This window comes from Endozoicomonas sp. SESOKO1 (assembly GCF_024606265.1).
Classification (GTDB): Bacteria; Pseudomonadota; Gammaproteobacteria; order Pseudomonadales; family Endozoicomonadaceae; genus Endozoicomonas.
Map to the genome: position 1 here is coordinate 1 of NZ_JAHHPP010000002.1, position 21,266 is coordinate 21,266.

General features: G+C 50.2%; 23 protein-coding genes and 1 pseudogene. 14 read left to right on the forward strand and 10 right to left on the reverse strand.

Features of this window, described 5'->3' with window-relative positions; translation table 11 throughout:
* Positions 1-106: 106 nt before the first annotated feature.
* The 3 genes from KDK13_RS00075 (at position 107) to KDK13_RS00085 (ending at position 3,933) form a co-directional block, all read left to right on the forward strand.
* Complete coding sequence (locus KDK13_RS00075; RefSeq protein WP_257282684.1) at positions 107-1,048, forward strand: sugar kinase; 942 nt, start codon at positions 107-109, stop codon at positions 1,046-1,048.
* A 53-nt stretch (positions 1,049-1,101) separates the two neighbouring features.
* The gene (locus tag KDK13_RS00080; protein WP_257282685.1) at positions 1,102-1,731 is read left to right on the forward strand and encodes a bifunctional 4-hydroxy-2-oxoglutarate aldolase/2-dehydro-3-deoxy-phosphogluconate aldolase; all 630 of its coding nucleotides are present in this window, start codon (positions 1,102-1,104) and stop codon (positions 1,729-1,731) included.
* Positions 1,732-2,874: 1,143 nt separating this feature from the next.
* Entirely contained in the window at positions 2,875-3,933 is a 1,059-nt protein-coding gene (locus KDK13_RS00085) for a hypothetical protein (protein ID WP_257282686.1), read from the forward strand.
* 151 nt (positions 3,934-4,084) lie between these two features.
* Here KDK13_RS00085 and KDK13_RS00090 read toward each other — a convergent pair whose 3' ends face one another.
* On the reverse strand, positions 4,085-5,050 hold the full coding sequence (locus KDK13_RS00090) for a sulfotransferase domain-containing protein (RefSeq protein ID WP_257282687.1): 966 nt from the start codon (positions 5,048-5,050) through the stop codon (positions 4,085-4,087).
* Positions 5,051-5,217: 167 nt separating this feature from the next.
* On the opposite strand from KDK13_RS00090, the gene tenA reads away from it, so the two are divergent.
* The 3 genes from tenA (at position 5,218) to KDK13_RS00105 (ending at position 7,853) form a co-directional block, all read left to right on the forward strand.
* Positions 5,218-5,913, forward strand: a complete 696-nt coding sequence (gene tenA, locus KDK13_RS00095) for a thiaminase II (RefSeq protein ID WP_257282688.1) — start codon at positions 5,218-5,220, stop codon at positions 5,911-5,913.
* A 96-nt stretch (positions 5,914-6,009) separates the two neighbouring features.
* Entirely contained in the window at positions 6,010-6,303 is a 294-nt protein-coding gene (locus tag KDK13_RS00100; RefSeq protein WP_257282689.1) for a hypothetical protein, read from the forward strand.
* Positions 6,304-6,815: 512 nt separating this feature from the next.
* A complete protein-coding gene (locus tag KDK13_RS00105) occupies positions 6,816-7,853 on the forward strand; it encodes a porin (protein WP_257282690.1) in 1,038 nt (345 codons plus the stop codon).
* A 299-nt stretch (positions 7,854-8,152) separates the two neighbouring features.
* Here the strand turns inward: KDK13_RS00105 and KDK13_RS00110 are convergent, their stop codons facing one another.
* Positions 8,153-8,488 (reverse strand): hypothetical protein, encoded by a 336-nt coding sequence (locus KDK13_RS00110; protein ID WP_257282691.1) that lies wholly within the window; start codon positions 8,486-8,488, stop codon positions 8,153-8,155.
* Positions 8,481-8,720, reverse strand: coding sequence for a type II toxin-antitoxin system Phd/YefM family antitoxin (locus KDK13_RS00115; RefSeq protein WP_252023919.1), 240 nt, complete (start codon positions 8,718-8,720; stop codon positions 8,481-8,483). Before KDK13_RS00115 ends, KDK13_RS00110 begins: the two co-directional genes overlap by 8 nt.
* Before the next feature lie 269 nt (positions 8,721-8,989).
* Here KDK13_RS00115 and KDK13_RS00120 point away from each other — a divergent pair, with 269 nt between their 5' ends.
* Complete coding sequence (locus KDK13_RS00120; protein WP_257282692.1) at positions 8,990-9,268, forward strand: addiction module antidote protein; 279 nt, start codon at positions 8,990-8,992, stop codon at positions 9,266-9,268.
* On the opposite strand, the pseudogene KDK13_RS19070 reads toward KDK13_RS00120, so the two are convergent.
* The 4 genes and pseudogenes from KDK13_RS19070 to KDK13_RS00145 form a co-directional block, all read right to left on the reverse strand.
* Positions 9,246-10,284, reverse strand: a pseudogene (locus KDK13_RS19070) (DUF935 family protein). The gene KDK13_RS00120 and the pseudogene KDK13_RS19070 overlap by 23 nt on opposite strands.
* A 21-nt stretch (positions 10,285-10,305) precedes the next feature.
* Complete coding sequence (locus KDK13_RS00135; protein WP_257282695.1) at positions 10,306-10,698, reverse strand: PIN domain nuclease; 393 nt, start codon at positions 10,696-10,698, stop codon at positions 10,306-10,308.
* On the reverse strand, positions 10,695-10,889 hold the full coding sequence (locus KDK13_RS00140; protein ID WP_257265379.1) for a type II toxin-antitoxin system VapB family antitoxin: 195 nt from the start codon (positions 10,887-10,889) through the stop codon (positions 10,695-10,697). Before KDK13_RS00140 ends, KDK13_RS00135 begins: the two co-directional genes overlap by 4 nt.
* A gap of 120 nt (positions 10,890-11,009) precedes the next feature.
* Positions 11,010-12,176, reverse strand: coding sequence for an ankyrin repeat domain-containing protein (locus KDK13_RS00145; protein ID WP_257282696.1), 1,167 nt, complete (start codon positions 12,174-12,176; stop codon positions 11,010-11,012).
* Positions 12,177-12,289: 113 nt separating this feature from the next.
* Here KDK13_RS00145 and KDK13_RS19075 point away from each other — a divergent pair, with 113 nt between their 5' ends.
* Positions 12,290-12,403 (forward strand): hypothetical protein, encoded by a 114-nt coding sequence (locus KDK13_RS19075; RefSeq protein ID WP_373692189.1) that lies wholly within the window; start codon positions 12,290-12,292, stop codon positions 12,401-12,403.
* Between the two features lie 73 nt (positions 12,404-12,476).
* Here the strand turns inward: KDK13_RS19075 and KDK13_RS00155 are convergent, their stop codons facing one another.
* Both KDK13_RS00155 and cyaY read right to left on the reverse strand, forming a co-directional pair.
* Complete coding sequence (locus tag KDK13_RS00155; protein WP_257282698.1) at positions 12,477-12,950, reverse strand: DUF29 domain-containing protein; 474 nt, start codon at positions 12,948-12,950, stop codon at positions 12,477-12,479.
* A 147-nt stretch (positions 12,951-13,097) separates the two neighbouring features.
* On the reverse strand, positions 13,098-13,421 hold the full coding sequence (gene cyaY, locus KDK13_RS00160) for an iron donor protein CyaY (protein WP_257282699.1): 324 nt from the start codon (positions 13,419-13,421) through the stop codon (positions 13,098-13,100).
* Between the two features lie 182 nt (positions 13,422-13,603).
* Between cyaY and KDK13_RS00165 the strand changes: the two genes are divergently transcribed.
* From KDK13_RS00165 to xerC, 5 genes are read left to right on the forward strand one after another with little or no spacing between them, the layout of a single operon-like run.
* A complete protein-coding gene (locus tag KDK13_RS00165; RefSeq protein ID WP_257282700.1) occupies positions 13,604-13,789 on the forward strand; it encodes a lipoprotein in 186 nt (61 codons plus the stop codon).
* 54 nt (positions 13,790-13,843) lie between these two features.
* Entirely contained in the window at positions 13,844-15,121 is a 1,278-nt protein-coding gene (gene lysA / locus KDK13_RS00170) for a diaminopimelate decarboxylase (protein WP_257282701.1), read from the forward strand.
* Between the two features lie 23 nt (positions 15,122-15,144).
* Positions 15,145-15,975 carry a diaminopimelate epimerase gene (gene dapF, locus KDK13_RS00175; protein ID WP_257282702.1) on the forward strand — a complete coding sequence of 277 codons (831 nt, stop codon included), beginning with the start codon at positions 15,145-15,147 and terminating at the stop codon, positions 15,973-15,975.
* A 57-nt stretch (positions 15,976-16,032) separates the two neighbouring features.
* Positions 16,033-16,770 (forward strand): DUF484 family protein, encoded by a 738-nt coding sequence (locus KDK13_RS00180; protein WP_257282703.1) that lies wholly within the window; start codon positions 16,033-16,035, stop codon positions 16,768-16,770.
* Entirely contained in the window at positions 16,767-17,714 is a 948-nt protein-coding gene (gene xerC, locus KDK13_RS00185; RefSeq protein WP_257282704.1) for a tyrosine recombinase XerC, read from the forward strand. The genes KDK13_RS00180 and xerC overlap by 4 nt, the downstream gene beginning before the upstream one ends.
* Before the next feature lie 9 nt (positions 17,715-17,723).
* On the opposite strand, the gene KDK13_RS00190 is transcribed toward xerC, so the two are convergent.
* Positions 17,724-19,157: an RING finger domain-containing protein gene (locus KDK13_RS00190; protein WP_257282705.1), complete on the reverse strand. Its 1,434-nt coding sequence runs from the start codon at positions 19,155-19,157 to the stop codon at positions 17,724-17,726.
* Positions 19,158-19,550: 393 nt separating this feature from the next.
* Between KDK13_RS00190 and KDK13_RS00195 the strand changes: the two genes are divergently transcribed.
* Positions 19,551-21,233: a hypothetical protein gene (locus KDK13_RS00195; protein WP_257282706.1), complete on the forward strand. Its 1,683-nt coding sequence runs from the start codon at positions 19,551-19,553 to the stop codon at positions 21,231-21,233.
* Positions 21,234-21,266: the final 33 nt, after the last annotated feature.

The window sequence follows — 21,266 nt, forward strand, 5'->3', positions numbered from 1 at the left end:
ATTCACATCAATAAGAAATCACATAATGCAAAATTCAATTTGCCATTCATTTTCTACTCTTTAGAATTCCACATACTTTCAATACCTGTTACCTGTCGGGTGTACCTTGAATAAGATTGCAATTATTGGTGAGTGCATGATCGAGCTGAACGGTGAGCCGTTCGGCCCCATGCACCAGACATTTGGTGGCGATACCCTGAATGCTGCCGTATATCTCAGTCGCAGCGCCCGGAAAAACCCGGATATTCACTTTGTCTCCGCCATGGGAACAGACAATCTGAGTAGCGGTATGCTCCAGCGCTGGCAAGAAGAAAATATCAACACCAGTCTGGTACTGCGTGACAGCCATCGTACCCCGGGGCTTTACCTGATTCAGGTTGATCAGCAGGGAGAACGAACCTTCCTTTACTGGCGTAATCAGTCCGCAGCCCGTTATCTGCTCCAGCACCCGGAGTTTGCCTCTGTCAAAACGGCGCTGGCCAAAATGGATATAGTGATGGTCAGCGGTATCTCTCTGGCGATCCTGCCGGAGGGTGATCGAATGTCCATGGTAAACCTGCTGGCTGAACTCTCTGGCGCTGGCGTCAGGATCGCCTTTGATACCAACTTCCGCCCGGCCCTGTGGTCTGGTGGTGAAGAATTGAAAACCGTTAAAGAGATTTACTCAAAACTGTTTGCGGTCTGTGATTTTGCCCTGGTTACCTTTGACGACGAACAACAGGTATGGGGTGATAAAACGCCTGAAATGACACTGGCTCGTTTGCAGAAGGCCGGTGCCCGCAATATCGTGATCAAGCTGGGCGCAGAAGGCTGCCTGGTCTGGTCGAAAGATCACAGGCTACACGAACGGGTACCAACGACACCCGTTGCTAATGTGGTGGATACCACCTCCGCCGGTGACTCCTTTAATGGCGGTTTCCTGTCTGCCCTGCTGGAAGGCCGGAGTCTGGTTGAGTGTTGCCAGCGGGGCAATGCCCTGGCCGGGATAGTGATTCAGCATCGAGGGGCAATTGTTCCCCGTCATGCTACCGATGCGTTAGCTCAATAACTCTCAAATACCAAACAAATACCAAAGCCCAACTATTAATAAAGGCGAAAGCAATGTCTGCGACTGTCGAAAAACTGAAAGAACTGAAGATTATCCCGGTGATCGTTATTGACCGGGCCGAGGATATTATCCCTCTTGGCCACGTGCTGGCAGAAAACGGTCTCCCGGCTGCCGAAATCACTCTGCGCTCGGAAGCTGCCATAGAAGCAATCCGCCTGCTGCGCAACAGCCAGCCGGATATGCTGATTGGTGCCGGTACCGTACTGAATGGTGAGATGGCGAAGCAGGCGATGGAGGCTGGTGCTTCATTTATTGTCTCCCCCGGTTTCAACCCCAATACCGTAAAAGCCTGTCAGGAACTGGGGATTGAAATTATTCCTGGCGTTAACAACCCAAGCACTATTGAAGCTGCACTGGAAATGGGCCTGACGATGTTGAAGTTTTTCCCGGCAGAACCATCGGGTGGCGTGAAGATGCTCAAGGCAATGGCTGCTCCCTACGTTGGGGTTCAGTTTATGCCGACCGGTGGTGTCAGTCCGGAGAATATCCACAACTATCTGGCCCTCCCGGAAGTGGTAGGCTGCGGAGGCAGCTGGATGGTGGACAGAAAGCTGATTAACGAAGGCAAGTGGGACGAACTGGCTCAACTGGTTCGTGAAGCTGTACAGTCTGTTGCGGCATGATACCGTGAATACACAAGGCCCGGACAATGCACGGTCCGGGCCTTGTTTGAAGATCGCTGCTTGCGGTAACCATTCGGGTCAGAATGCCGCCAGCGGCATCGGAGAGCTTGATGAAAGTTTTCAAGACTCAGGCTTGCACTGATTTGAGTGCTTTTTTAAATGAATAACAAGTTGGTGTCTTTCCAAGGCATGCTTCCTGTTAAACCTTTTTCCACAACCCACAGCCTCACATTCAAACGGCTTCTCACCGGTATGAGTGCGTTCGTGTCTTATCAGGTCAATCTTTTGGCAAAACCTTTTATCGCATTTCGAAAGATAACATTTAAATGGCTTATGCTCCGTATGAATGTGTAGATGTTTTTTCAGGTCACACTCCTGAGCAAATCTTTTACCGCAATTCGAAAGATAACATTTATAGGTATCTTCCCTTTGCCCCGCATGAATGAGTATGTGCCTTTTCAGACTATAAATCCTTGTATATTTTTTACCGCAACCATCGAAATCACATTGATAAACTTTCCTCTCTTTTAATGAGAGGCCTGTTCTACCGGACTGCTGATACGGCAGTTCATCAGCCTGTAAATGTTGACCATCAAATCCGGCCTGGGGATAAACATTCTGGGGATAAACATTGTAGCATTGACTTGCCTGACCTGGCCCTGAAGACTGTTGACCCTGCCTGCCAGCAACCTGGTTTTCAGGGGTGGTTAATGTGCACCTTTTCCCGCTGAGGTCCTGGGTACAAGACTTTTCTTCACCCTGCTTACTCCGGGTAGCCGGGTGGTAAGGCTTGTCCAGAGCGGTTACCTGTCTGTTCAAGGATGTGGTGCCCGATGCTGTTTGCCCGGAACTGGCCATGGCCACCAACAATTGAGCGATAACTATAATTTCTGAACCTGGATCGCTAGCCTTGATATCTCCTGAATTCATGGGTCAATAATCTTTAACGATTGATATTTGAAACCCGACAGACTAGAACTAATAACCGCTTTTGTCCAAATCCCAACGTCATGCCTGCGATGGCGGGAGCTTCCTGAAACATCGACCAGCAAAAGGAACTAATACTATTTAAATACGGTCAAAGCCTGTGAGTGTACAAGAAAAAACATTATTTCAACCAGAGCTACCAGGGGAACCGTCACTATGGAATCCATTAACAATCCGGCAAACACTTCATCCCCGGTTCCGTATAACCAGCCCCTTCCGGAGGCAACTACAAAACCATCCATATTCAAGGCAGCTACCGTCCAAATGCTGGTGTCACAACCAGCTGGTACAGTCCTGGCTGCCCACAAAAAAATGCCAGCCCCCTTGGCAGAGGCTGGCACTACTTTAGCGAATCGCAAGACGGAGTTCACCTCATCTGCCTGCAGCGTAAGCAATTATGAACCACAGTCCGGGCCACAATATAAGCTGAATGATCGGAAGGAAATTTCATCCGGTGCCGTATGGGAGCTGGACAAGTCCATTAAAATCCGCGGAGTGGATTATGAAAAGTGGCCGCTACAACTCTCTCCGGCGCAAGTGAAAGCGTATTTTGAATCGGGCAGGGCAGTAGTCCTCAACACCACTCCTGACAGCCCTGATGCCCAGTCTGTTGCCCAGCAAGATAGCAGGCGGCCAATACCCGGCCTTGACCTTCTCCTGCCTGAATCTGACACAAGGCGCAGTTGGTTTGATTACTTTTACCGTCATCCTGAGCAAGTTGTGGAAGATGCCCTGGCCCAGGCTTTTGGTGCCGAAGGCGCACGTTACCTTAGAAATCAACTTGATCAACTCAGCACCGATAACGAACAGGTCCAGCAATGGAAAGAAGTCTGCCAATTGCTCAGCGCCCAGGCCACCAGTTCATTGCCATACCGGCCGAGCCGGAACTCCCCGACGGAGGGAAAAGGTGAAAACATCATCCTCGAAATGATGTTCATTCAGGAAAATACTAAAGAAGACCCGGCTACCAATGGGAAAGCCAGGAGATGGCGCATAAAAATGGGCAACTTCCTGAAAAACGCAGGCCTGGATGGCGACCTGGCCTACAGGGAACGGCGCATAGAAACCTGCAGAGGCGGGTTTAACGCCATGGAACAGTCAGTTCTTGATGGCTCCGTGCAATTTTTTCTGACAACCACTCAAGCGCGACAATTATTCACGTCGCTGAGGTCGTTTGTTACCGGACAGGCTCCTGGGACAATGGCACTGACTTAAGCTTAAAAGCCCCGTAAATACAGGGACTAATATAGGTTGAGAGATTTGAATTTGAACCACAAAGCACACAAAGAGCAAAAAGGAAAAGAAAAGCTCTTCTTTGTGTGCTTTGTGGTTCCAATCGCCGGGTGGCCTCCGAGAATAGGCTGCCCTACTGCTGTTGAATACGAATCAGTGCATCATCTGCATTGCGGTTGTGTTCCTGAATCTCACGGGCGGTCAGTCTTTTCCATGCTTTTGTCGCTAACATGTCTGGCGGTAAGGTTAAGTAGGTGCCTGTTGCTTCATGGCCAGCCGGTATCTCGGTAACATGGTGGCTTTTGAATAACGCCCACTCATTGACGACATGATCATAAAGCCGGGTATCAAACTGATTGCGTTCCGTTAAAATCGACTTAATGGGTTCTGGCGGGATTTTTTCCTGGTAGAGTTTATTGCCGGTTACCTGAAAGCGGGCAGAAGCTACTTTTTCCTCACCGTACAACGTGCCAAGCAGTGCCGTCACGGAGCTGGCGGCCTCTGTCGGTGCGACAAACAGAAAGTCGTTCTCTATCCTTCGGGTCGCTTCCTGATAGGTATCTTCCGAGCATTCGCCATCCATAAACTGTTTCCCGGCGATTAGCCGGGTTTGTAAATTATCAATCATGGTCGCAGCGGCATAAGTTTCAACATCCTCCTTGGCCAGGTAGCCGCGCTGGTAATCAAAATTAATGGATGACAACGCTCTTTCTACCGGTTCCCGGACTAATGCGATATATCGTCCTTTTAAACCACCCTCTTCTATCAGGCCTGTGGGCATATGACCACTGATAAACCGTGGTGGATGGTGGGTTTTAACGGTTTGAAGCGCTTCCTGGGAAGGATAGCCGCCCATGGTGCCCATCCTGAACAGATTGGGGGAAACCCCCTCTTGCCGCTGCACGGAGAAACGATGGTTGAATACTTTCCCTGAATCCGCACTGATGGCATTCATCAGGCAACCGATGTTGGTGCCACCGGTTTTGGGAATATGAACAAAAACGATGTCTTCTTTCCCGGATTTTCGTATTTCATCGGAAACAGCCACGGGGTCAAGCGTGGTGATGGTTGATGAAACATAAGACGTGTTTGCCTGCATTATTCATTCACCTCCGGTGGAATTCTCTACTCCTAAGACCCTGTTCATGGCAATAATGTTCCTTGACTTTTTCATGCCGCTATCCTGTTTCATCAAACTTCTGTCAATGTGCAAACAGGCACTGGTGGGCTATGATGCGGCCCGATAATAATTCCCGGAGTCCGGCCATGAGCCAAGATACCTTTTTCCTCAACGATGAAAACAGCCTTTATGGGCGCATGAAAGCGGCCTGTCGGGAGGACTGGCATAACTACTGCCATCACCCGTTTGTCCAGGGAATAGCCGATGGATCGTTACCGCTGGCCTCGTTTCGCCACTACCTTCAGCAGGACTATCTGTTTCTGATTCACTTTGCCAAGGCCTACTCACTGGCGGTTTATAAGTCCGACAACCTGGAAGATATGCGCTCAGCATCGGCGTCTGTAAGCGGTATCCTGGGGGAAATGACACTGCATCTGGCGTATTGCCGGGAGTGGGGGCTGACCGAAAAAGATGTGGTCAGCCTGCCGGAAGCCCGGGCCAATATGGCCTACACCCGCTATGTGCTGGAGCGGGGAATGGCCGGTGATATTCTCGATCTGTACACGGCGTTATCTCCCTGCGCCGTCGGTTATGCGGAAATCGGGTATCGTTTGAAGAACGACCCCGATACCCTCAAAGAGGGCAACCCTTACTGGGCCTGGATCGAAGCCTATGGTGGCGAAGCGTTTCTGGAAGGTGCCAGAAAGCAGGTGGAGCAGCTGGATCGCCTGGCCAAATCCCGTTATAACGCTGGCCGAATGGATTCCCTCTGCCAGACCTTCCGGGAAGCCACCCGGCTGGAAATCGGGTTCTGGCAGATGGGGATGGATTGCTCGTTTTAACGGCAGGTGACGCTTCGTGATTCTCTGCTATCCTGAACTCTCCAATAACAACCCATAACTCACAACTCATAACCCATAACCCAGAAAGGTATGCATATGAATCTTGAATTGAGAGTTGAGAAAGTTGAGAAACTGGAGATGGGGCAGGAAGCACTTAATCACGCCTTTCGCGATCTGGTAAATGTCGTCAGTGCCACCCATGAAGTGGTTGCTCTTATTCTCAAGGAGCAACAGGACACCCGCAAAGAGCTGACTGAGTTCAAGGGAGAAGTCAAAGCTCAGTTCCGACAGATAGATCAGCGCTTTGATCAGCAGGACAAGCGCCTGGACAAGATTGAAGAAATTCTGATCCAGATCATTGGCCGCCTTCCGGACCAGCCCGCCAGCTAAACCCGGTCCCCTGAGGCTGTCCTGAAGAACACGGAGAGGCTCCCTTTCGGGTTTTGCGATAGCCCCGGCACCGTGAGAGTCCTCTCAGGAAAGTTTCGGATTCAGGGTTTGCCTTGATTATTTTTGGGTTGATTTACGTCAACGGAATGTAAATTTTCATCGCAGGGGATATCTAATTCAGTTGATTATTTCGGTATCCACCTATCTTGTTGTCTGAGTATCTTAGATCCCGTCCTTCGTTGTATTTTATTCCTTTCCCTTATTAATCAAGGCCTTTATTCCTGGTTTTGATTATTTGTTATCATGTTCTGATTAATAATTATTCTTTTACATAAAAAAAAGTCATAAGCAGATTCGATTATGTAATGTGACCTTAGTGCAAACACTCTTGAATAATTGCCTCCAAATTAAGTCGCTCGCATCGGTGGGGGGCTTTTGCCCTGTGCCATGCATAAGAAGAAAGGCGATAGCAAAAAGCACACACATCACACACAATTTCAGGAGTGAACTCCATGCAAAAGAAAATTCTTGCAGCTGTTGTTGCTTCCGTCATGGCTGGTCAGGCTATGGCCGCTACTGTTGTTGACAACGGCACTGACAAAGTGACCATCGGTGGTCACGTTGGTATGCGTTATGTTGACCAGACTGATGGCAAATCTACTGGCGACAGCAGCCGTATCAACTTTGGCTTCGAGCACAAGCTGACTGAAGCGACTACTGCTTTTGCCAAGGCTGAGTGGGGCTTCAACGTGACTAAAACTGACGGTGAAGTTTTCACGAACCGTCTGGGTTACCTGGGTGCTAAGAACGACCAGTTCGGTTCTATCTCTTACGGTAAGCAGTGGTCTACTTACTACACAGTTGCTGGCTGGACTGACGTTATGGCTACTACTGGTGGTAACACTGTCGGTACTTACTCTAGCGTCGGTGACGCTCTGGGTACAGCTCGTGCAGACGACGCTATCCAGTACAACCACAGCATCATGGGTCTGAACATCTCTGCTCAGGCACAGCTGGGTGAGAGAGCAGTTGCTGCAGCTCCTTTTACTGGTACTCGTGATAGCTCTTACGCTATTGCCGCCAGCTATGATCTGCCAATGGGTCTGAGTTTTGGTGCTGCTTACAACCAGGCCGAAGTCAAAGACCTGGTTCTTGCAGTTAATGGTTCTGACAAACTGAAAGCAAAGTCTGCTGTTATCGGTGCCAAGTTCGAAGCTGACAAGATCTATGCTGCTTTCACCTACGCAGAGCTGCGTAATCTGGGTGATGATTACCTGGGCTTTACTACTGATGCTCAAGGTATGGAACTGTACGCCAGCTACCAGCTGAACGAGATGTTCAAAGTTGGTGGTGGTTACAACCAGCTGAAGGATGAGTCTAACTCTGCAGTAGCCAACAAGGGTGAAATCAAGTACATCCCGGTTGAAGTTGTCTACACTCAGGGTCCAGTTCAGCTGTCCGGTACTTATGAGTTCCAGGACAGCGTAGTAGCTGGCACTACTGAGAGCGTTGATGACAAGCTGATCCTGCAAGCTCGTTACTACTTCTAATATCGAAGTATAACCTTGCTTTTTTAAACTTTGAGCCTTGTAATTAATCCCTTAAAAATCAATTGATTGTACGGGGTTGTTACAAGGCTTAAATTTTTGATAAGAAATAGTTATGGTTTAAGTGGCAGTAGTGGTGGCTGTCTTTACCTTCCAAGTGGCTATCTTTATATCTCAGCCTCATAAACCGCCAGCCCTGGCACTTCTACTTTGACCACCCTATCTTCTATTAGTGCCTTATTACCTGGCACGATCGTTTCTCCCTGAACCCTGATACTTGCTATAAAAAGCAATGGCGGGCATTACATCAAAGCCAGGTCGACCAGCAACTTTTCTGCACTCTGTTTTTGTCTCATAAATGCAATGACGTAACCCTTACCGGATTGATCATCGAATCGGTATAACACTTTATAGTGTTTCATTAGATTTAACTGACGGTAGTCGTGAATTCCGACCAGAGCCAGCTCCGGGCAAACAGGCCTTATGGCAACATCCTGAATCAGCGCTGTCGATGTCTCAATCAGCTCAGTCAACAACTGGTTCAAATCATCCCCACTATAAAATGCGCTCATATACCCTTTGAGCAAACTCAGGGTCAGAAAGCCGGTTTCAGTGATTTCGACGGTGGGCTTACTCATTCCGCAACCTCTTGAGAGCCTCTTCCGGCGACATGGTGTTCCCGTTGCGAATATCTCTCTCAGCACGATTGGCAAGTTTGAGCAGGGCAATTGCCTCATCCCGCATTGAGGCTTCCTTTTCGGAATATATTCGATATACCGGTAAACCATGCTGGGTAATGCGTAATGGGCCGTCCTCCACATCCAGTTTGGCAGCATTCTGTTTCAGGTAGCTTAATGTTTGTGTTTCCATGGATTCTCTCTTTTATCGGTCTATTAATGGTCTGATTATAGACCACTGCACCCAAAAGTTCAGGTTGTTCCGGGCGAACCGTTAACGTTAAAAATGTCTCTCCAATTCAAGCGATAATTCTGGACAACCTGGTTACTTATTATGATGTAGTTTGTGGGCTACTTTTTAGAAATGAAATGGTTATTCTTCTGTGTGGTGGCGATAAATCCAGCCAAAGCAGAGACATAAAAAAAGCAAAATCACTATTGAGTCAATTGGAGGATTGAGTGATGAGTCTGAAACTGAAACCTTTCAATCCTGTTGCAATGTTGCAAGATGATGAGATTGCTGACTATCTCACCGAAGCCTATCTTGATGAAGATCCACAAGTCTTTATTATCGCCCTTGGCGATGTGGTCAAGCATAAAGGGGTTGCAGAAATGGCCAGGCAAACCGGATTAAACCGGGAAAACCTGTATAAGACATTTAATGGCAAAGTGCAGCCAAAGTGGGATACCGTCCACCGCCTTTTAAAGGCACTGGGCGTTAAGTTAACGGTGGCAGCATAATTGTCACCCACCTGACGTCATTAAAAACCGGTGCCAAAAACCGGTGCCAGGTCTTGAATCTTGAATTCTCACCTGACACCAACCCCATCAACCTCCCAAAAAACGAAGCATTCCTAACAGTCTCCACCGCCTCATCTGCAGGCGGTTCCTTCATCATCTCCACCAGCTTCTGCCGAAAGGTAGCCACATCATCGGTTTCCTCCAAATAGTTCAGCAACTGCTCCACCCGTTTGCCATACATCGCCTGATACTTGGTGCCCAAATATTCAGCGGCATCTGCCAGTGACTGCATATCTGCCCGGTGATTAGCCCGCTTCTGGGTTAGGCTGGAAATCTCGGAATACTCCGGAGGCAGTTCTGGCGCTCCTGCTCCCATGGGTGGCAGTGGGTTGTTTTCTTTCTTCTTCCATCCTTCCCCATGGGTCTCCAGAATATATTCCTCAGTAGGCTCAAAACCGAGAGTGCTGATCTTGTTGTCCCGTTCGGCCATGGCCATCAGATCTTCTTCTGGCTCTGTCTTGCGCCATACACGGGGCGGGGGTAGCGTTGGGGAAATTCCATTCGGTGAGCCAAGACACCACCTGCTGGTTAAGGCTCTCACAAATCAGATCAGCATCGCTCTTGATAACTGCTTCCTGAACTTCCTGATGAACTTCCGCCTGGCTACGACTGCTGCCATCATCGGTGGTCATGGTCTGGCTGAGGATCACTTTGCTGATGGCCTTGTCCATACGCTGGCAAAGAGCGTCATAGTCGGCGGTGCCCGATCTGGCCGCTTCGATCAACTCAATAATCACGCTATCAGGAATAACTACGCCGCTGTCGCTTTGTATGGCATCCGGTGCCTGCAGGGCTTTCTCTCGTTCGATGGGGTCTTGAGCCTGCCCAGGGGGAAGTTTGGCTGCTGCGGTGGGCATGCCGAACTTTTCCAGAAAGATCAGCCAGAACTTAATACCGTTGCGTTTGAAAAAGGTCGGCCAGTAGAGGTAACCGGTAATGAGCCAGCCCGATGCCATAGGGATTGTCGCTGTGGTCGGCTATGGCAGGATTGGTAACCCAAGATGCTCTGAAAAGGGCAAAAAGTCCTGATCAGAATGGAGCAGGGTAATATCATGTTCCAAACAGTAGGTAGCAATCATCACATCAATGGTTTTGCGTACTGTAATGCCTCTTTTTCTGAGATAGCGGAAGTTGGAAGCACTTTTGATGGCCAAGTCCTGAGACAGTAGATTATGAACGTCCAGTGACGTCAGTAGTGACTTTGCCTTGTTAAAATCTTTTTCACTCCTGAATCCCTGCAATACTTCTGCAAGAATCAGGTCGCCGATAATAAGGTTCTGTCGGCCTAATGCGGCATCCAGATAGTCACTGGCATCAGTGGATATGCCATTGAAATAGTCAATCCAGACCGATGAATCTACCATCATCATTTGTCGGTTCTCATATCATCCAGATCACCTTCCCAGTTCAGCTTGCCACGATACTCTCTGATTTTTTCCTGCTTTTTCAGCTGTATCAGTGCTTTCAGACCCGCCTCTACCGCTTCTTTCTTGGTCGTCAGTCCGCTGGCATTTAATGCTTCCTGCATCAGTTCATCATCAATAACAATATTGGTTCTCATGGCTCACCTGTGTGTATGTTTTTTCTGTTTGTGTGTATTGTAGCCAATCCATCAACATTAGCACTTAATAACCTCGAAAAGAAATGGACTGGTGTTCTCCATTTCCTAAAGCGTCATTTCCTAAAGCGTCAGCAGGTTGTGTAAATAAGCGCTCATGGGATTGGATAGCGGCAGGTAGTCAGAATTTGGTGCCAGGGCTTTTGCCAGTGGCACCTTGTTCTCTATCAGCCGTGAACGAATGCAGGCTCGGGCGCTGGCCTTTAGCCTCATCGGTTGATAAGGAGGAGTGTAATTTTTCACAACATCAACGACGCCTTTGGCTGTGGCAAGTTTCAGCGCGGTTTTACCAGAATTATCGGGAATATCGGCACGGGCACCATTGGCAAGCAGCATGTTAATGATCTCAGTCGTGTATTTTTGCGGCGCAAGCAACGCAAGATGCAATAGGGTTTGGCCCAACTTATTGGGCTTGTTGGGGTTGGCGCCATTGGCCAGCAAGCTACTGACCATACCGTTGATTTTGTCCATAGTTTCGGGATGGAAGTGGTATCCACTCCTTAACCATCGAATCATAGTACTGTTAAGTGGAGTCCGACCCTGATTGTCTGGAATTTCTGGATTGGCACCTTTGTGCAGTAAAATATCAACGCCGGTAATCTTGCATTCCAGTACCGCATAGAGCAGCGGAGTGCGGCCCAGCCTATCAAGTTTATTGATATTGGCACCTCTTTCCAGCAGGCAATTCAGGATCTCGTTGATTGCTGTCGCGTTGCCAGAACAAGGGGCCAGATGCAGCGCTGTGAGACCCAATTCGTCACGAACGTTCAGGTCGACTCCCCTGTTCAGCAACAATTTGAAGGCCTTGACGTTGCCCTTATCTGCAGCTAACAGCAAAGGCGCACGTTGCAACCCCCGGCCTACAGGGAGATTGGGATCCGCCCCGCGATCCAGCAATGTGTTGACAATATTTTCCGGCATGTTAAACAGGATGGCCTCATGCAGAGGGGTCATACCGTCAGGGTTCAGGAAATTGGGGTTAACGCCCAAGTCGAGCATCCTGTTGACACAGGCCAGGTCATTACTATGCATTGCTGACTTCAGCTCGCATTCAAACCGGTGCCAATCGCCGACCGTCATGCTACTTCGAATAGCCACCAGGGATGCTGAGTAATCGGCTGATGCCGTGTTATCAGACCGTGGGAGGGCCACTGTGGATGTGGGGTTCGAGTTGGCATCAGCTACCATTTCCTCTGAACGGTCTTGCTCCACCTTGACGTTTGCGATCATCTGTGTTGCCACGCTTAACACGCTTAAGGAGTTGCATGAAAGCTTGAATAACATAGTTAAATGGGCCCAGTGACCATCCGCAACGGCCCAACCTTGAAGCCAAAAGGGTTAACATTGACTTCCCTGCATGGGTTGTCAATGAACTGGATAAAGAAGCCTGCGCAATTGGCATCAGCCGCCAGGCGCTGATTAAAACGTGGATTGTTGACCGGCTCAGGCAGCACTGATCCGGCCCTGCCTGGCAGGCCTGTAATAGGGATATTGGCTGATGTTCTTCATGGGTTCTTTATGGTTTAAGGCCTACTCCGGCCCCGGCGGAAACCCATCCGTCATGATCTGTTCCATGGTCCAGGGATTGGTATCCGGAAACTCATCCTCCGGTATTTCCAGCTCCCGGGAAGCATCCCGACAGGCGATGGGGTAACATTCCAGCAGACACTCATCCAGCAGTCCGTAGAGGCTGGGGTTCTTCATCAGCAGTCGTTTAATGATCGCCCGTTCTTTTTCCAGGCTGTAATCGATGACCATAAACCAGCTGCGATACCAGCGATTTAACGCGTGCAGGTCTTCCTTGAATGCGCGAATCTGCCATTTGAGCAGAAGCACCAGTATCCGGGTCAGATGATTTTCCAGCGTGTTGACCTTTTCCTGACCAAGGTCGTCTACTTCCTCAATCAGGTTCTCCAGGTCCAGGGCCCGGAACTTGTTTTTTTTCAGTAAATCAATTTGCTGACGGGTCCACTGATAAAAGTCCGTTTTGTACAGGTTACTCATGGTGATGACCTCCCGATGCTACTGGTTCCTGAATCTTGCCTTGGTGGTAAAGAGCCAATACCAGAAGAAGCTGTCACAAACCGGCTGGAGTATAGGCCATGAATGCCATGCCATGGGAATTTTGATAATAAATATGCGGTTCCGCCATCAAAGGGTCAGCTGCACCGTTTCGCCGGTTTGTTCGGTGAGACAGCGGTTGAGTACACTGAGAAAGGTTTCCCCCCTGCCATTGAGCAGCCAGTCAGCCTGTTGTTCATCATAGTCAAAATGGAAGCCACCACTGCGGGCGGCCATCCATAGCTGCAGAAGCGGTGTCTGGCGGCTGAGAATAATTTTACTGTGGTCTTCACAGGTTAATGTGAGAATGCCTGCTGATGTCTCATAGTCAATGTCCAGCCCGGCATCGTCTATGGCGTCTTCGATGGCCAGCATCAGGGCATCCAGAAGTTGGTTGTATTGACGCTCTTTCATGGGTGTCTCGGTGGAATCTGATCGGGATCGAAGAATTTTAGCCTGCTTCCGGCTTTGCTGACAGGGCCTTCCTTAAAAGAACAGGTTTCAGAAAGTGCAGAAAAAGCCCTCAGCCATTTTCACTAGAGCCATCGGTAATTAGACAGTTATACTGTGAACTACCCAGAATTAAGGATCAGGTTATGAGATTGTTCACTGCTGGCCATCCGCTGAAAACTTCCGCATTGGCCGCTGCTGCGTTTTTCGTGCTGCTGCTGACTGGCTGTGGACAGAAAGGTGACCTTTATCAACCGGCATCATCACTGGCCAGTGCCGATACGTCGGCTGTTCTGGTGGCAAAGGACCCGGTAAAAAAAGGCGTTGAATAGAGAAGTTCTGATTAATTACATCATAAATAACGTGAAACGGGGAGCAGTCACCTTATGGAGTGGTTTACTTTTCAGCCCTCTGAGGAAGCGACAGGTCAGGAGTTGTTTGCTGAAGAGATTCCGGTTCAACAGTTGGCCAGCCAGTTTGGTACGCCTTTATATGTTTACTCCAGACAAGCCCTGGAAGCCGGTTATCAGGCCTATTATCAGGCAATGGCCGACAGCCCCCATTTGATTTGTTATGCGGTAAAAGCGAACGGCAACCTGGCGGTGCTTAATGTCCTGGCCCGGTTGGGGGCTGGTTTTGATATTGTCTCTGTTGGTGAGCTGGAACGGGTGCTCGCTGCGGGCGGTGATCCCGCTAAAGTGGTGTTTTCCGGGGTGGCCAAGCAACGGCATGAAATTCGCCGGGCGCTTGAGGTGGGTGTCCACTGCTTCAATATCGAATCAGAGCAGGAGCTGGAGCGTATTCAGGAGGAAGCGCTGGCCATGGATAAAGTGGCCCGTATCTCCCTGCGGGTCAACCCGGATGTTGATGCCAAAACTCATCCGTATATCTCCACCGGGCTGAAAGATAATAAGTTCGGTATTGATATTAACCAGGCACCTGTTGTTTATGCCCGCGCTGCTGGATTGAGCCATATTGAGGTGGTCGGCATTGATTGTCATATTGGCTCACAGCTGACCACCACCGAACCTTTCCTGGATGCGCTGGATCGCCTGCTGCGGTTAATGGATCAGTTGCAGGCCCAGGGGATTCATTTGCAACATCTTGATATTGGCGGTGGCCTGGGGGTTCAGTACCAGGATGAGACGATTCCTTCACCTGCCGATTACCTGGTGTCGGTCAAACAGCGGCTGGTTGAGCGGGGCTATGGTGATGTGATGCTGGTGGTGGAACCGGGCCGGTCCATTGCGGCCCGGGCGGGTATTATGCTGACCCGCGTTGAGTTGATCAAAACGGCTGAGCAGAAGCATTTTGCCATTGTTGACGGTGCCATGAATGACCTGCTCAGACCGGCCATCTACGGTGCCTGGCACACCATCGTGAATACGGTACAGCACGACGATGTGGACAGTCAGGTATACGACATTGTCGGGCCTGTCTGTGAAAGTGGTGATTTCCTGGGTAAAGCACGGAACCTGGCCATCCGGGAAGGTGATCTGCTGGCGGTGTATTCTGCGGGGGCGTACGGTTTTGTCATGAGTTCCAACTACAACAGCCGTAACCGGGCCGCCGAAATCATGGTTGATGGCACTGAATCTTATGTGGTCCGTCGCCGGGAAACCATTGCCGGGCAATTGGCTTCAGAAAGTCTGCTGCCGTCATAAAGTACGAAGAAAGAACGAGAGCTATGTTGCTACATTTCACCAAGATGCATGGGCTGGGTAACGACTTTATGGTGGTCGATATGGTGTCCCAGAACCTGCGCCTGCCCCCGGAAAAAATCCGCCGCCTGGCGGACCGGCGTTTTGGGATCGGCTTTGACCAGTTGCTGCTGGTTGAGCCCCCGACCAATCCTGATATGGATTTTCGCTACCGCATTTTTAATGCCGACGGCAGTGAAGTGGAACAGTGTGGCAATGGAGCCCGATGTTTTGCCCGTTTTGTCCGGGATAAACGGCTGGTCGGCCGGGACCAAATCCGGGTACAAACCGCAGGGGGCAACATTGAGCTGACTATTCAGGGCAATGGCGAGGTTTGCGTGGATATGGGGATGCCAAGGCTGGACCCTGAACAGGTGCCGTTTAATGCACCGCAGCGCTCAGCGACTTATCCCCTGATGGTTGATGGCCGGGTTATCGAGGTTTCTGCCGTGTCCATGGGCAATCCCCACTGCGTTTACCGGGTGGACGATGTGCACAAGGCTCCCGTCGAAACCTGGGGACCGATGATTGAAGCACACCCGGATTTTCCCCGGAAATGTAACGCCGGATTTATGCAGATTGTCAGTACGGATGAAATTAACCTGCGGGTGTTTGAGCGTGGTGTTGGTGAAACACTGGCCTGCGGCACCGGTGCCTGCGCCGCTGTGGTGGCAGGACGTCTGCAAGGTCTGCTGGGCGATACCGTTAAAGTGAATTTACCCGGTGGCAGCCTGTCGGTTTATTGGCCGGGAGAGGGCAGTCCGGTTATGATGACCGGCGCAGCAACCCGCGTTTATGAAGGATACACGCGGCTATAAATCCGCTAAGGGCTATAGATTCGCTAAGGGCTATAAATCCACTAAGGACCAACGACAATGACCGAACAGACCGTCGAGGTAGACGAAGTAGAAAAGGGACAGCAGGAAACGCATCGTGAGCCGACGGCCCTGAACCCCGGGCAGGTTGCTGATTATCTGAGAACCCATCCTGACTTCTTTGTTGGCCGTGACGACCTGTTGCTGGATTTGACACTGCCCCATCAACGTGGCGATGCTATTTCGCTGGTGGAGCGTCAGGTGGCCCTGCTGCGCGAGCGGGCGCTGGACTATCGGCATCAGCTGGCCCGACTGGCGGACAATGCCAGAGAGAATGAAAAACTCTTTGAACGCATGCGGCTGCTGGTGTTGTCGCTGCTGGAAAGCAAGGACCTGGAACAGCTGGTGGAAGTGATCGGTGACAGCCTTAACCATGAGTTTGGTATCGAGTTCCATTCGCTGATTCTGTTCAGGGAAAAACCGATGAACCTGCCAGTGCGGGTTGAACATACGGATGTTGTCGTCGAAGCCCTGGGTTCCATCATGACCAGTGGCAAAGCCATTTGCGGGCAGGTGACCCAGGCAGAGCTGGACTTCCTGTTCCAGGAGCAGGCTGGCAATGTGGGTTCGGTGGCCATCGCTCCCCTGAGCTACGCCTTCAGTGAACCGCAGCAGCTTGGCGTTCTGGCGCTGGGCAGTCAGGATAAACACCATTTCAAGGCCAGCATGGGTACCCTGTTTATCAGTTACCTGGGCGATATATTGAGTCGGGTTCTGGCCCGACAGCTTCATTCATGAATCACTCCGCTTCCGATTCCCCGGTCAATAGCCGCCTGCAGCCGACAGTGGCCGCTTTTATTGATTACCTCCGCCATGAAAAGCAGCACTCGCCCCATACGCTGTCTGCCTATCAGCGTGACCTGTCCCGTGTTATGCAACAGGCGACAGCGACAGACATTCAGGGGTGGGAAACGATTACCGAAAAGCAGTTAAAGCACTGGCTGGGACTCTGGCATGAAGAGGGTTTATCCAGTCGCAGCCTGCAGCGGCTGATCTCATCAGTTCGTCGTTTTTACCAATACCTGTTATCCCGGGGCGATGTAACCAATAACCCGGCGCAACGGCTTCGGGCACCGAAAACCGGTCGTCCCCTGCCGGTGACCCTGGATGCTGACCAGGTCAATCAACTGTTGGATGACCAGTATGGCCAGGCGGATGGTGATCCGCTGAAGTGCCGTGACCTGGCCATCCTGGAGCTCTTCTACTCGTCAGGCCTGCGTCTGGCCGAGTTGGCGGCACTGAATATTGACAGCTTTTCCAACGGGTTTTCCCAGGTGAAAGTGCTTGGAAAACGCCGTAAAGAACGAATGGTCCCGGTGGGCAGCAAAGCCCGGCAGGCGATTCAACACTGGCTCACGGTTCGGCAACCGTTTGTCCGGGAAGAAAGTGGTAGCGCTCTGTTCCTGTCAAAATTGGGCAACCGCATCAGCACCCGACAGATTCAGAATCGCATTAAAGAATTTGCCCGGGAAGCGGGCATGCCGGTGGGGGTACATCCTCACATGCTGAGACACTCGTTTGCCAGTCACCTGTTGGAATCCAGCGGTGACCTGCGCTCAATTCAGGAACTGCTGGGGCACAGCGATATCTCCACTACCCAGATCTATACCCATCTGGATTTCCAGCACCTGGCCGCGGTGTATGATAAGGCTCACCCCAGGGCAAAGAAAAAAAAGGATTGAAACCATGTACTACATCGCTCCAGGTGTTGATCCCTGGTTTTCCAATTGGTTGATCAACTGGTTGAGTAACAGGAAAATCTGATGTTTATTCACACCGTCAATCTCTGCCTTTGATTTGTAGGTATTCTGGTTTATTAACTTGATAAACCACGTATAGGATTTCAGCTTGTCGACCGGAAAGTCTACGCCACCATGCTTATACAGTTCACCCAGGTTTTGCATGGCCAGGGTGTACCCCAGCTCAGCCGACTGCAGGTAAAAGGACTCCGTCTTGCGCAGATCTGCCGGAATGCCCTCGCCACCATGCTGATACAGGCAGCCAAGGTTGTTCATGGCTGCAGCATTCCCCAGCCTGGCCGCCTTCAGGTACCAACTCTCTGCTTTGCGCAGATCTGTCGCAATGCCCTCGCCACCATGCTGATACAGGTAGCCCAGATTGTTCATGGCTGAAACTTCCCCCCACTCAGCGGCCTCAAGATACCAGCGCTCTGCTTCGCGCAGATCTACCTCAAAGCCTTCACCTCCACCATGCTTGTACAGGTAGCCCAGGTTATTCATGGCTGAAGCATTCCCCAGCGCAGCCGACGCGAACAACAGGGCCCTGGCCTGATTCAGATCTGCCTGAAGGTTCTCGCCACCATGCAGAAACAGGAAGCCAAGATTGTTCATGGCTGAAGCATCCCCCAGCGCAACCCCCTGACGGTACCACCACTGCGCTTCGACAAGATTTGCCGGGAAGTCCGGGCCACCATTCTGGCACATATATCCCAGGTGGTTCATGGCTGAAACACTCCCCCGGCGAATCGCCTTCAGGTACCATTTCTGTGCTTCGTGCAGGTCTACCGGAAAGTCTCTGCTGCCAAACTGATACAGGAAGCCCAGGTGGTCCATGGCTGACACATTCCCCAGCCTGGCGGCTTTTAACAACCAGGTTTCCGCCTGATAAAGATCTGCCGGAAGGTTCTCGCCACCACGCATATACAGAAAGCCCAGATTGTTCAGACCGATTGTGTCGGACCCGCCACTGCTGGCCAGCAGCAGGGCAACATCGCGGTGCTTGTTGGCAGCAGCAAAGGCCAGGGGGGTATATCCCTCGGCCTGGCCCGCATTCACGTCCGCTCCCCGGTTTAGCAGGGCCCGTATGACCCCGATATCACCTTCCTTTGCCGCGTCGATCATCTGGCGTTGCCACTCGGGGGGCAGGGTCAGTTTTTCTACCGTGATATCCTCGATGGTTCTGCGGCCGTAAGGACACTCCAGATGTTTTTCTGTCCAGATATCCAGGCAATTAAGGTGGAATTTATGCCCGCAGGGTTTGGCAATGGCGACGTGTCTGCCCGCAAATTCCGGATTTTCCGGTTTGTAGAGGTCATCAAAGCAGATTACGCAGCGCAAAGGCTCGGTGGGTATGGTTATTGCCGCACGGGATGGAACATGGTTCATATCAGGCACTACCTTAATGTTTTTGCGGGTTTGTCAGTCAGACTGGATAGCACCCGAAAATATCCCGTGACAGGATCTGGAAATGGTAAAAAAAAGCCTGCAGTTATGGCATGGAGATATTATCAGGTTAAAAACTGGCCAATCAGGAAGTGACCCACCAGTGTCACCAGCAGAATTCCCATAATATTCAGGGTGTCTATTTTTTCAGGAGCAAACGGGAGAGCTTGTTGGAAGCATGCACAGGCCCTGGATGATTCGGGAAACTCTTTTTCTGTCCGATTGATCAAATCGTTTTAACAAAAAAAAACAAAGAAAATATGCAGATTATCCGGTGGCCATTATTCTTTATGGCGGAAAAAGCCACTTGAATGCTGACAGGGTAAAGCATCATTTATGGATACGTTTATCAATCACACGGCGTTGGTCAGTCCTTCTGGCTCGGCTTCTGTCCATCAATCAACCCAAACGGATCCCTGTGCCATAAGCTCCGGATCCCTGGGGCCTTATGAGGTTAGCCATGTTGATGAAGTGGTCATGTTTACCGGTTGCCTGCCTGATAAAGAAGTTTCCATAGAAAAGGGCCGGGTAGTGGTAAAGATACTTCCTGTCTCGAATGTTGCCGCCCGGGAAGGAGGCAATATCAAACCGTTCAGCATCCGGTTTCACTGCTTACCCGTGAATCAGGCATCGGATAACGTGGTTAACGTGACAGATGCAGTTGGTACAGAAGACTTTGACTGGGATGACTATGTCGAATGTGCACATTTGGACAGGGCGTCAATCTCAGTGAATACAGCCGCTGGATCCCAGGATTCCGGAGTTGATAGTCATTGTGCAGTTCTTGATCAGCGAGACAGCAGGCAATCAATCCTGCCAGCAGTGAGTGAGGATTCGGCATCTTCGGAGGCGAGCTGCAATGAAGGTCTCAGTTCTGCCCTGGCAGTAGCATCGTCTTCCCTTGATAAAACGTCTTCTCCTGGCGGATATCTTGGCGAAGAGCCTCGCCATTCTATGGACTCTGGCAGCAGTTCCCTGAATTCTGCCAACAGCTCATTCAGGAATGGCCGACAGATCTGCAAGATCGCTGAAATGAGGCGTGATCCGCACCGATGTATAGATCCTGTTTCCACAATGATGTTGAGTAGGCTCATTACTTATGATTCGAGCACAGTGCCACGTTGGTACAAAAGTAAATACAAGTTTATAAAACTTTTAATAACTGAAGCTGAAAGTTTTGTCTTGAAAAGTATTGCCAATGGTATGGGCTGGCTTGATGTTAATGGAAAAGACTTGAGCCTTTTTAAAGGTTCGGCTAACCTTTCGAGCCATCCGTTGAGTTCAAAATTTATTTTCTGTTTCGAAAATGACGTCAGTGCCTTTGAGCGCCTTTGTGAAGCAGAGTACTTGCTTGCTAATGCCGAGAGCCAGGTTAACCAATGCTTTACTGGATCAACGAAAACTTATGCCAGCATTCGTCTCAGGCTTTATGAAACACTGTCTTTTATAGAAAGCGATGAAAACTCAATCGAAAGCAGAAGTCGAAGCGGGGATTTACAACTTATATCCGATTGCTCTTCTGCAATTTATTTCTTTTTCAGAAACTTTATATCGAAGTTAGAGCACGCAGCAAAGTCAAGAAAATACCAGGTAGATAAAGAATCGATTGCCAGAAAAGTTGCTGGCCATACGATTTTGGAAAAAGAGAGAGGAAACTTTGATCTGTTGAATGCCTGCGTAAACTATAATCTGGCGGTCCGGTTGATCGAGAGAGAATATCGATTGACTGACCTGTCTCGATACGATTCAGAAAGGCGGGCCGGTGAACGTTTAAATCTGGAGGTTGAACCCGGAGATCTGAAAGTTATAACGCGGCTACTCATCCTGATTGAAGCGCTTGAGGAAGAGGGCCGGGCCATTCTCAGTGACTACAAAACCTGTATTGATGCCTTGCCAAGAGCGATAGAAGGCAAGAGCTTTGAGGAAAGGGTGTTGCACATGTTTGATAGTGGTAACGGTTATGTCAGTAGGTCGTTACAGGATATAAAGTCAACATTGACTACCGTATTGGGACAGTAAAAAGATTTCTGATTGCTGATAGAGTAAGTCATT

Excerpts from the sequence above, each read along its gene's own strand:
- KDK13_RS00080 (WP_257282685.1), top strand. The coding sequence starts at position 1,102 with ATGTCTGCGACTGTCGAAAAACTGAAAGAACTGAAGATTATCCCGGTG.
- KDK13_RS00085 (WP_257282686.1), top strand. The coding sequence starts at position 2,875 with ATGGAATCCATTAACAATCCGGCAAACACTTCATCCCCGGTTCCGTAT.
- KDK13_RS00090 (WP_257282687.1), bottom strand. The coding sequence starts at position 5,050 with ATGCAGGCAAACACGTCTTATGTTTCATCAACCATCACCACGCTTGAC.
- tenA (WP_257282688.1), top strand. The coding sequence starts at position 5,218 with ATGAGCCAAGATACCTTTTTCCTCAACGATGAAAACAGCCTTTATGGG.
- KDK13_RS00100 (WP_257282689.1), top strand. The coding sequence starts at position 6,010 with ATGAATCTTGAATTGAGAGTTGAGAAAGTTGAGAAACTGGAGATGGGG.
- KDK13_RS00105 (WP_257282690.1), top strand. The coding sequence starts at position 6,816 with ATGCAAAAGAAAATTCTTGCAGCTGTTGTTGCTTCCGTCATGGCTGGT.
- KDK13_RS00110 (WP_257282691.1), bottom strand. The coding sequence starts at position 8,488 with ATGAGTAAGCCCACCGTCGAAATCACTGAAACCGGCTTTCTGACCCTG.
- KDK13_RS00115 (WP_252023919.1), bottom strand. The coding sequence starts at position 8,720 with ATGGAAACACAAACATTAAGCTACCTGAAACAGAATGCTGCCAAACTG.
- KDK13_RS00120 (WP_257282692.1), top strand. The coding sequence starts at position 8,990 with ATGAGTCTGAAACTGAAACCTTTCAATCCTGTTGCAATGTTGCAAGAT.
- KDK13_RS00135 (WP_257282695.1), bottom strand. The coding sequence starts at position 10,698 with ATGATGATGGTAGATTCATCGGTCTGGATTGACTATTTCAATGGCATA.
- KDK13_RS00140 (WP_257265379.1), bottom strand. The coding sequence starts at position 10,889 with ATGAGAACCAATATTGTTATTGATGATGAACTGATGCAGGAAGCATTA.
- KDK13_RS00145 (WP_257282696.1), bottom strand. The coding sequence starts at position 12,176 with ATGATCGCAAACGTCAAGGTGGAGCAAGACCGTTCAGAGGAAATGGTA.
- KDK13_RS00155 (WP_257282698.1), bottom strand. The coding sequence starts at position 12,950 with ATGAGTAACCTGTACAAAACGGACTTTTATCAGTGGACCCGTCAGCAA.
- cyaY (WP_257282699.1), bottom strand. The coding sequence starts at position 13,421 with ATGAAAGAGCGTCAATACAACCAACTTCTGGATGCCCTGATGCTGGCC.
- KDK13_RS00165 (WP_257282700.1), top strand. The coding sequence starts at position 13,604 with ATGAGATTGTTCACTGCTGGCCATCCGCTGAAAACTTCCGCATTGGCC.
- lysA (WP_257282701.1), top strand. The coding sequence starts at position 13,844 with ATGGAGTGGTTTACTTTTCAGCCCTCTGAGGAAGCGACAGGTCAGGAG.
- dapF (WP_257282702.1), top strand. The coding sequence starts at position 15,145 with ATGTTGCTACATTTCACCAAGATGCATGGGCTGGGTAACGACTTTATG.
- KDK13_RS00180 (WP_257282703.1), top strand. The coding sequence starts at position 16,033 with ATGACCGAACAGACCGTCGAGGTAGACGAAGTAGAAAAGGGACAGCAG.
- xerC (WP_257282704.1), top strand. The coding sequence starts at position 16,767 with ATGAATCACTCCGCTTCCGATTCCCCGGTCAATAGCCGCCTGCAGCCG.
- KDK13_RS00190 (WP_257282705.1), bottom strand. The coding sequence starts at position 19,157 with ATGAACCATGTTCCATCCCGTGCGGCAATAACCATACCCACCGAGCCT.
- KDK13_RS00195 (WP_257282706.1), top strand. The coding sequence starts at position 19,551 with ATGGATACGTTTATCAATCACACGGCGTTGGTCAGTCCTTCTGGCTCG.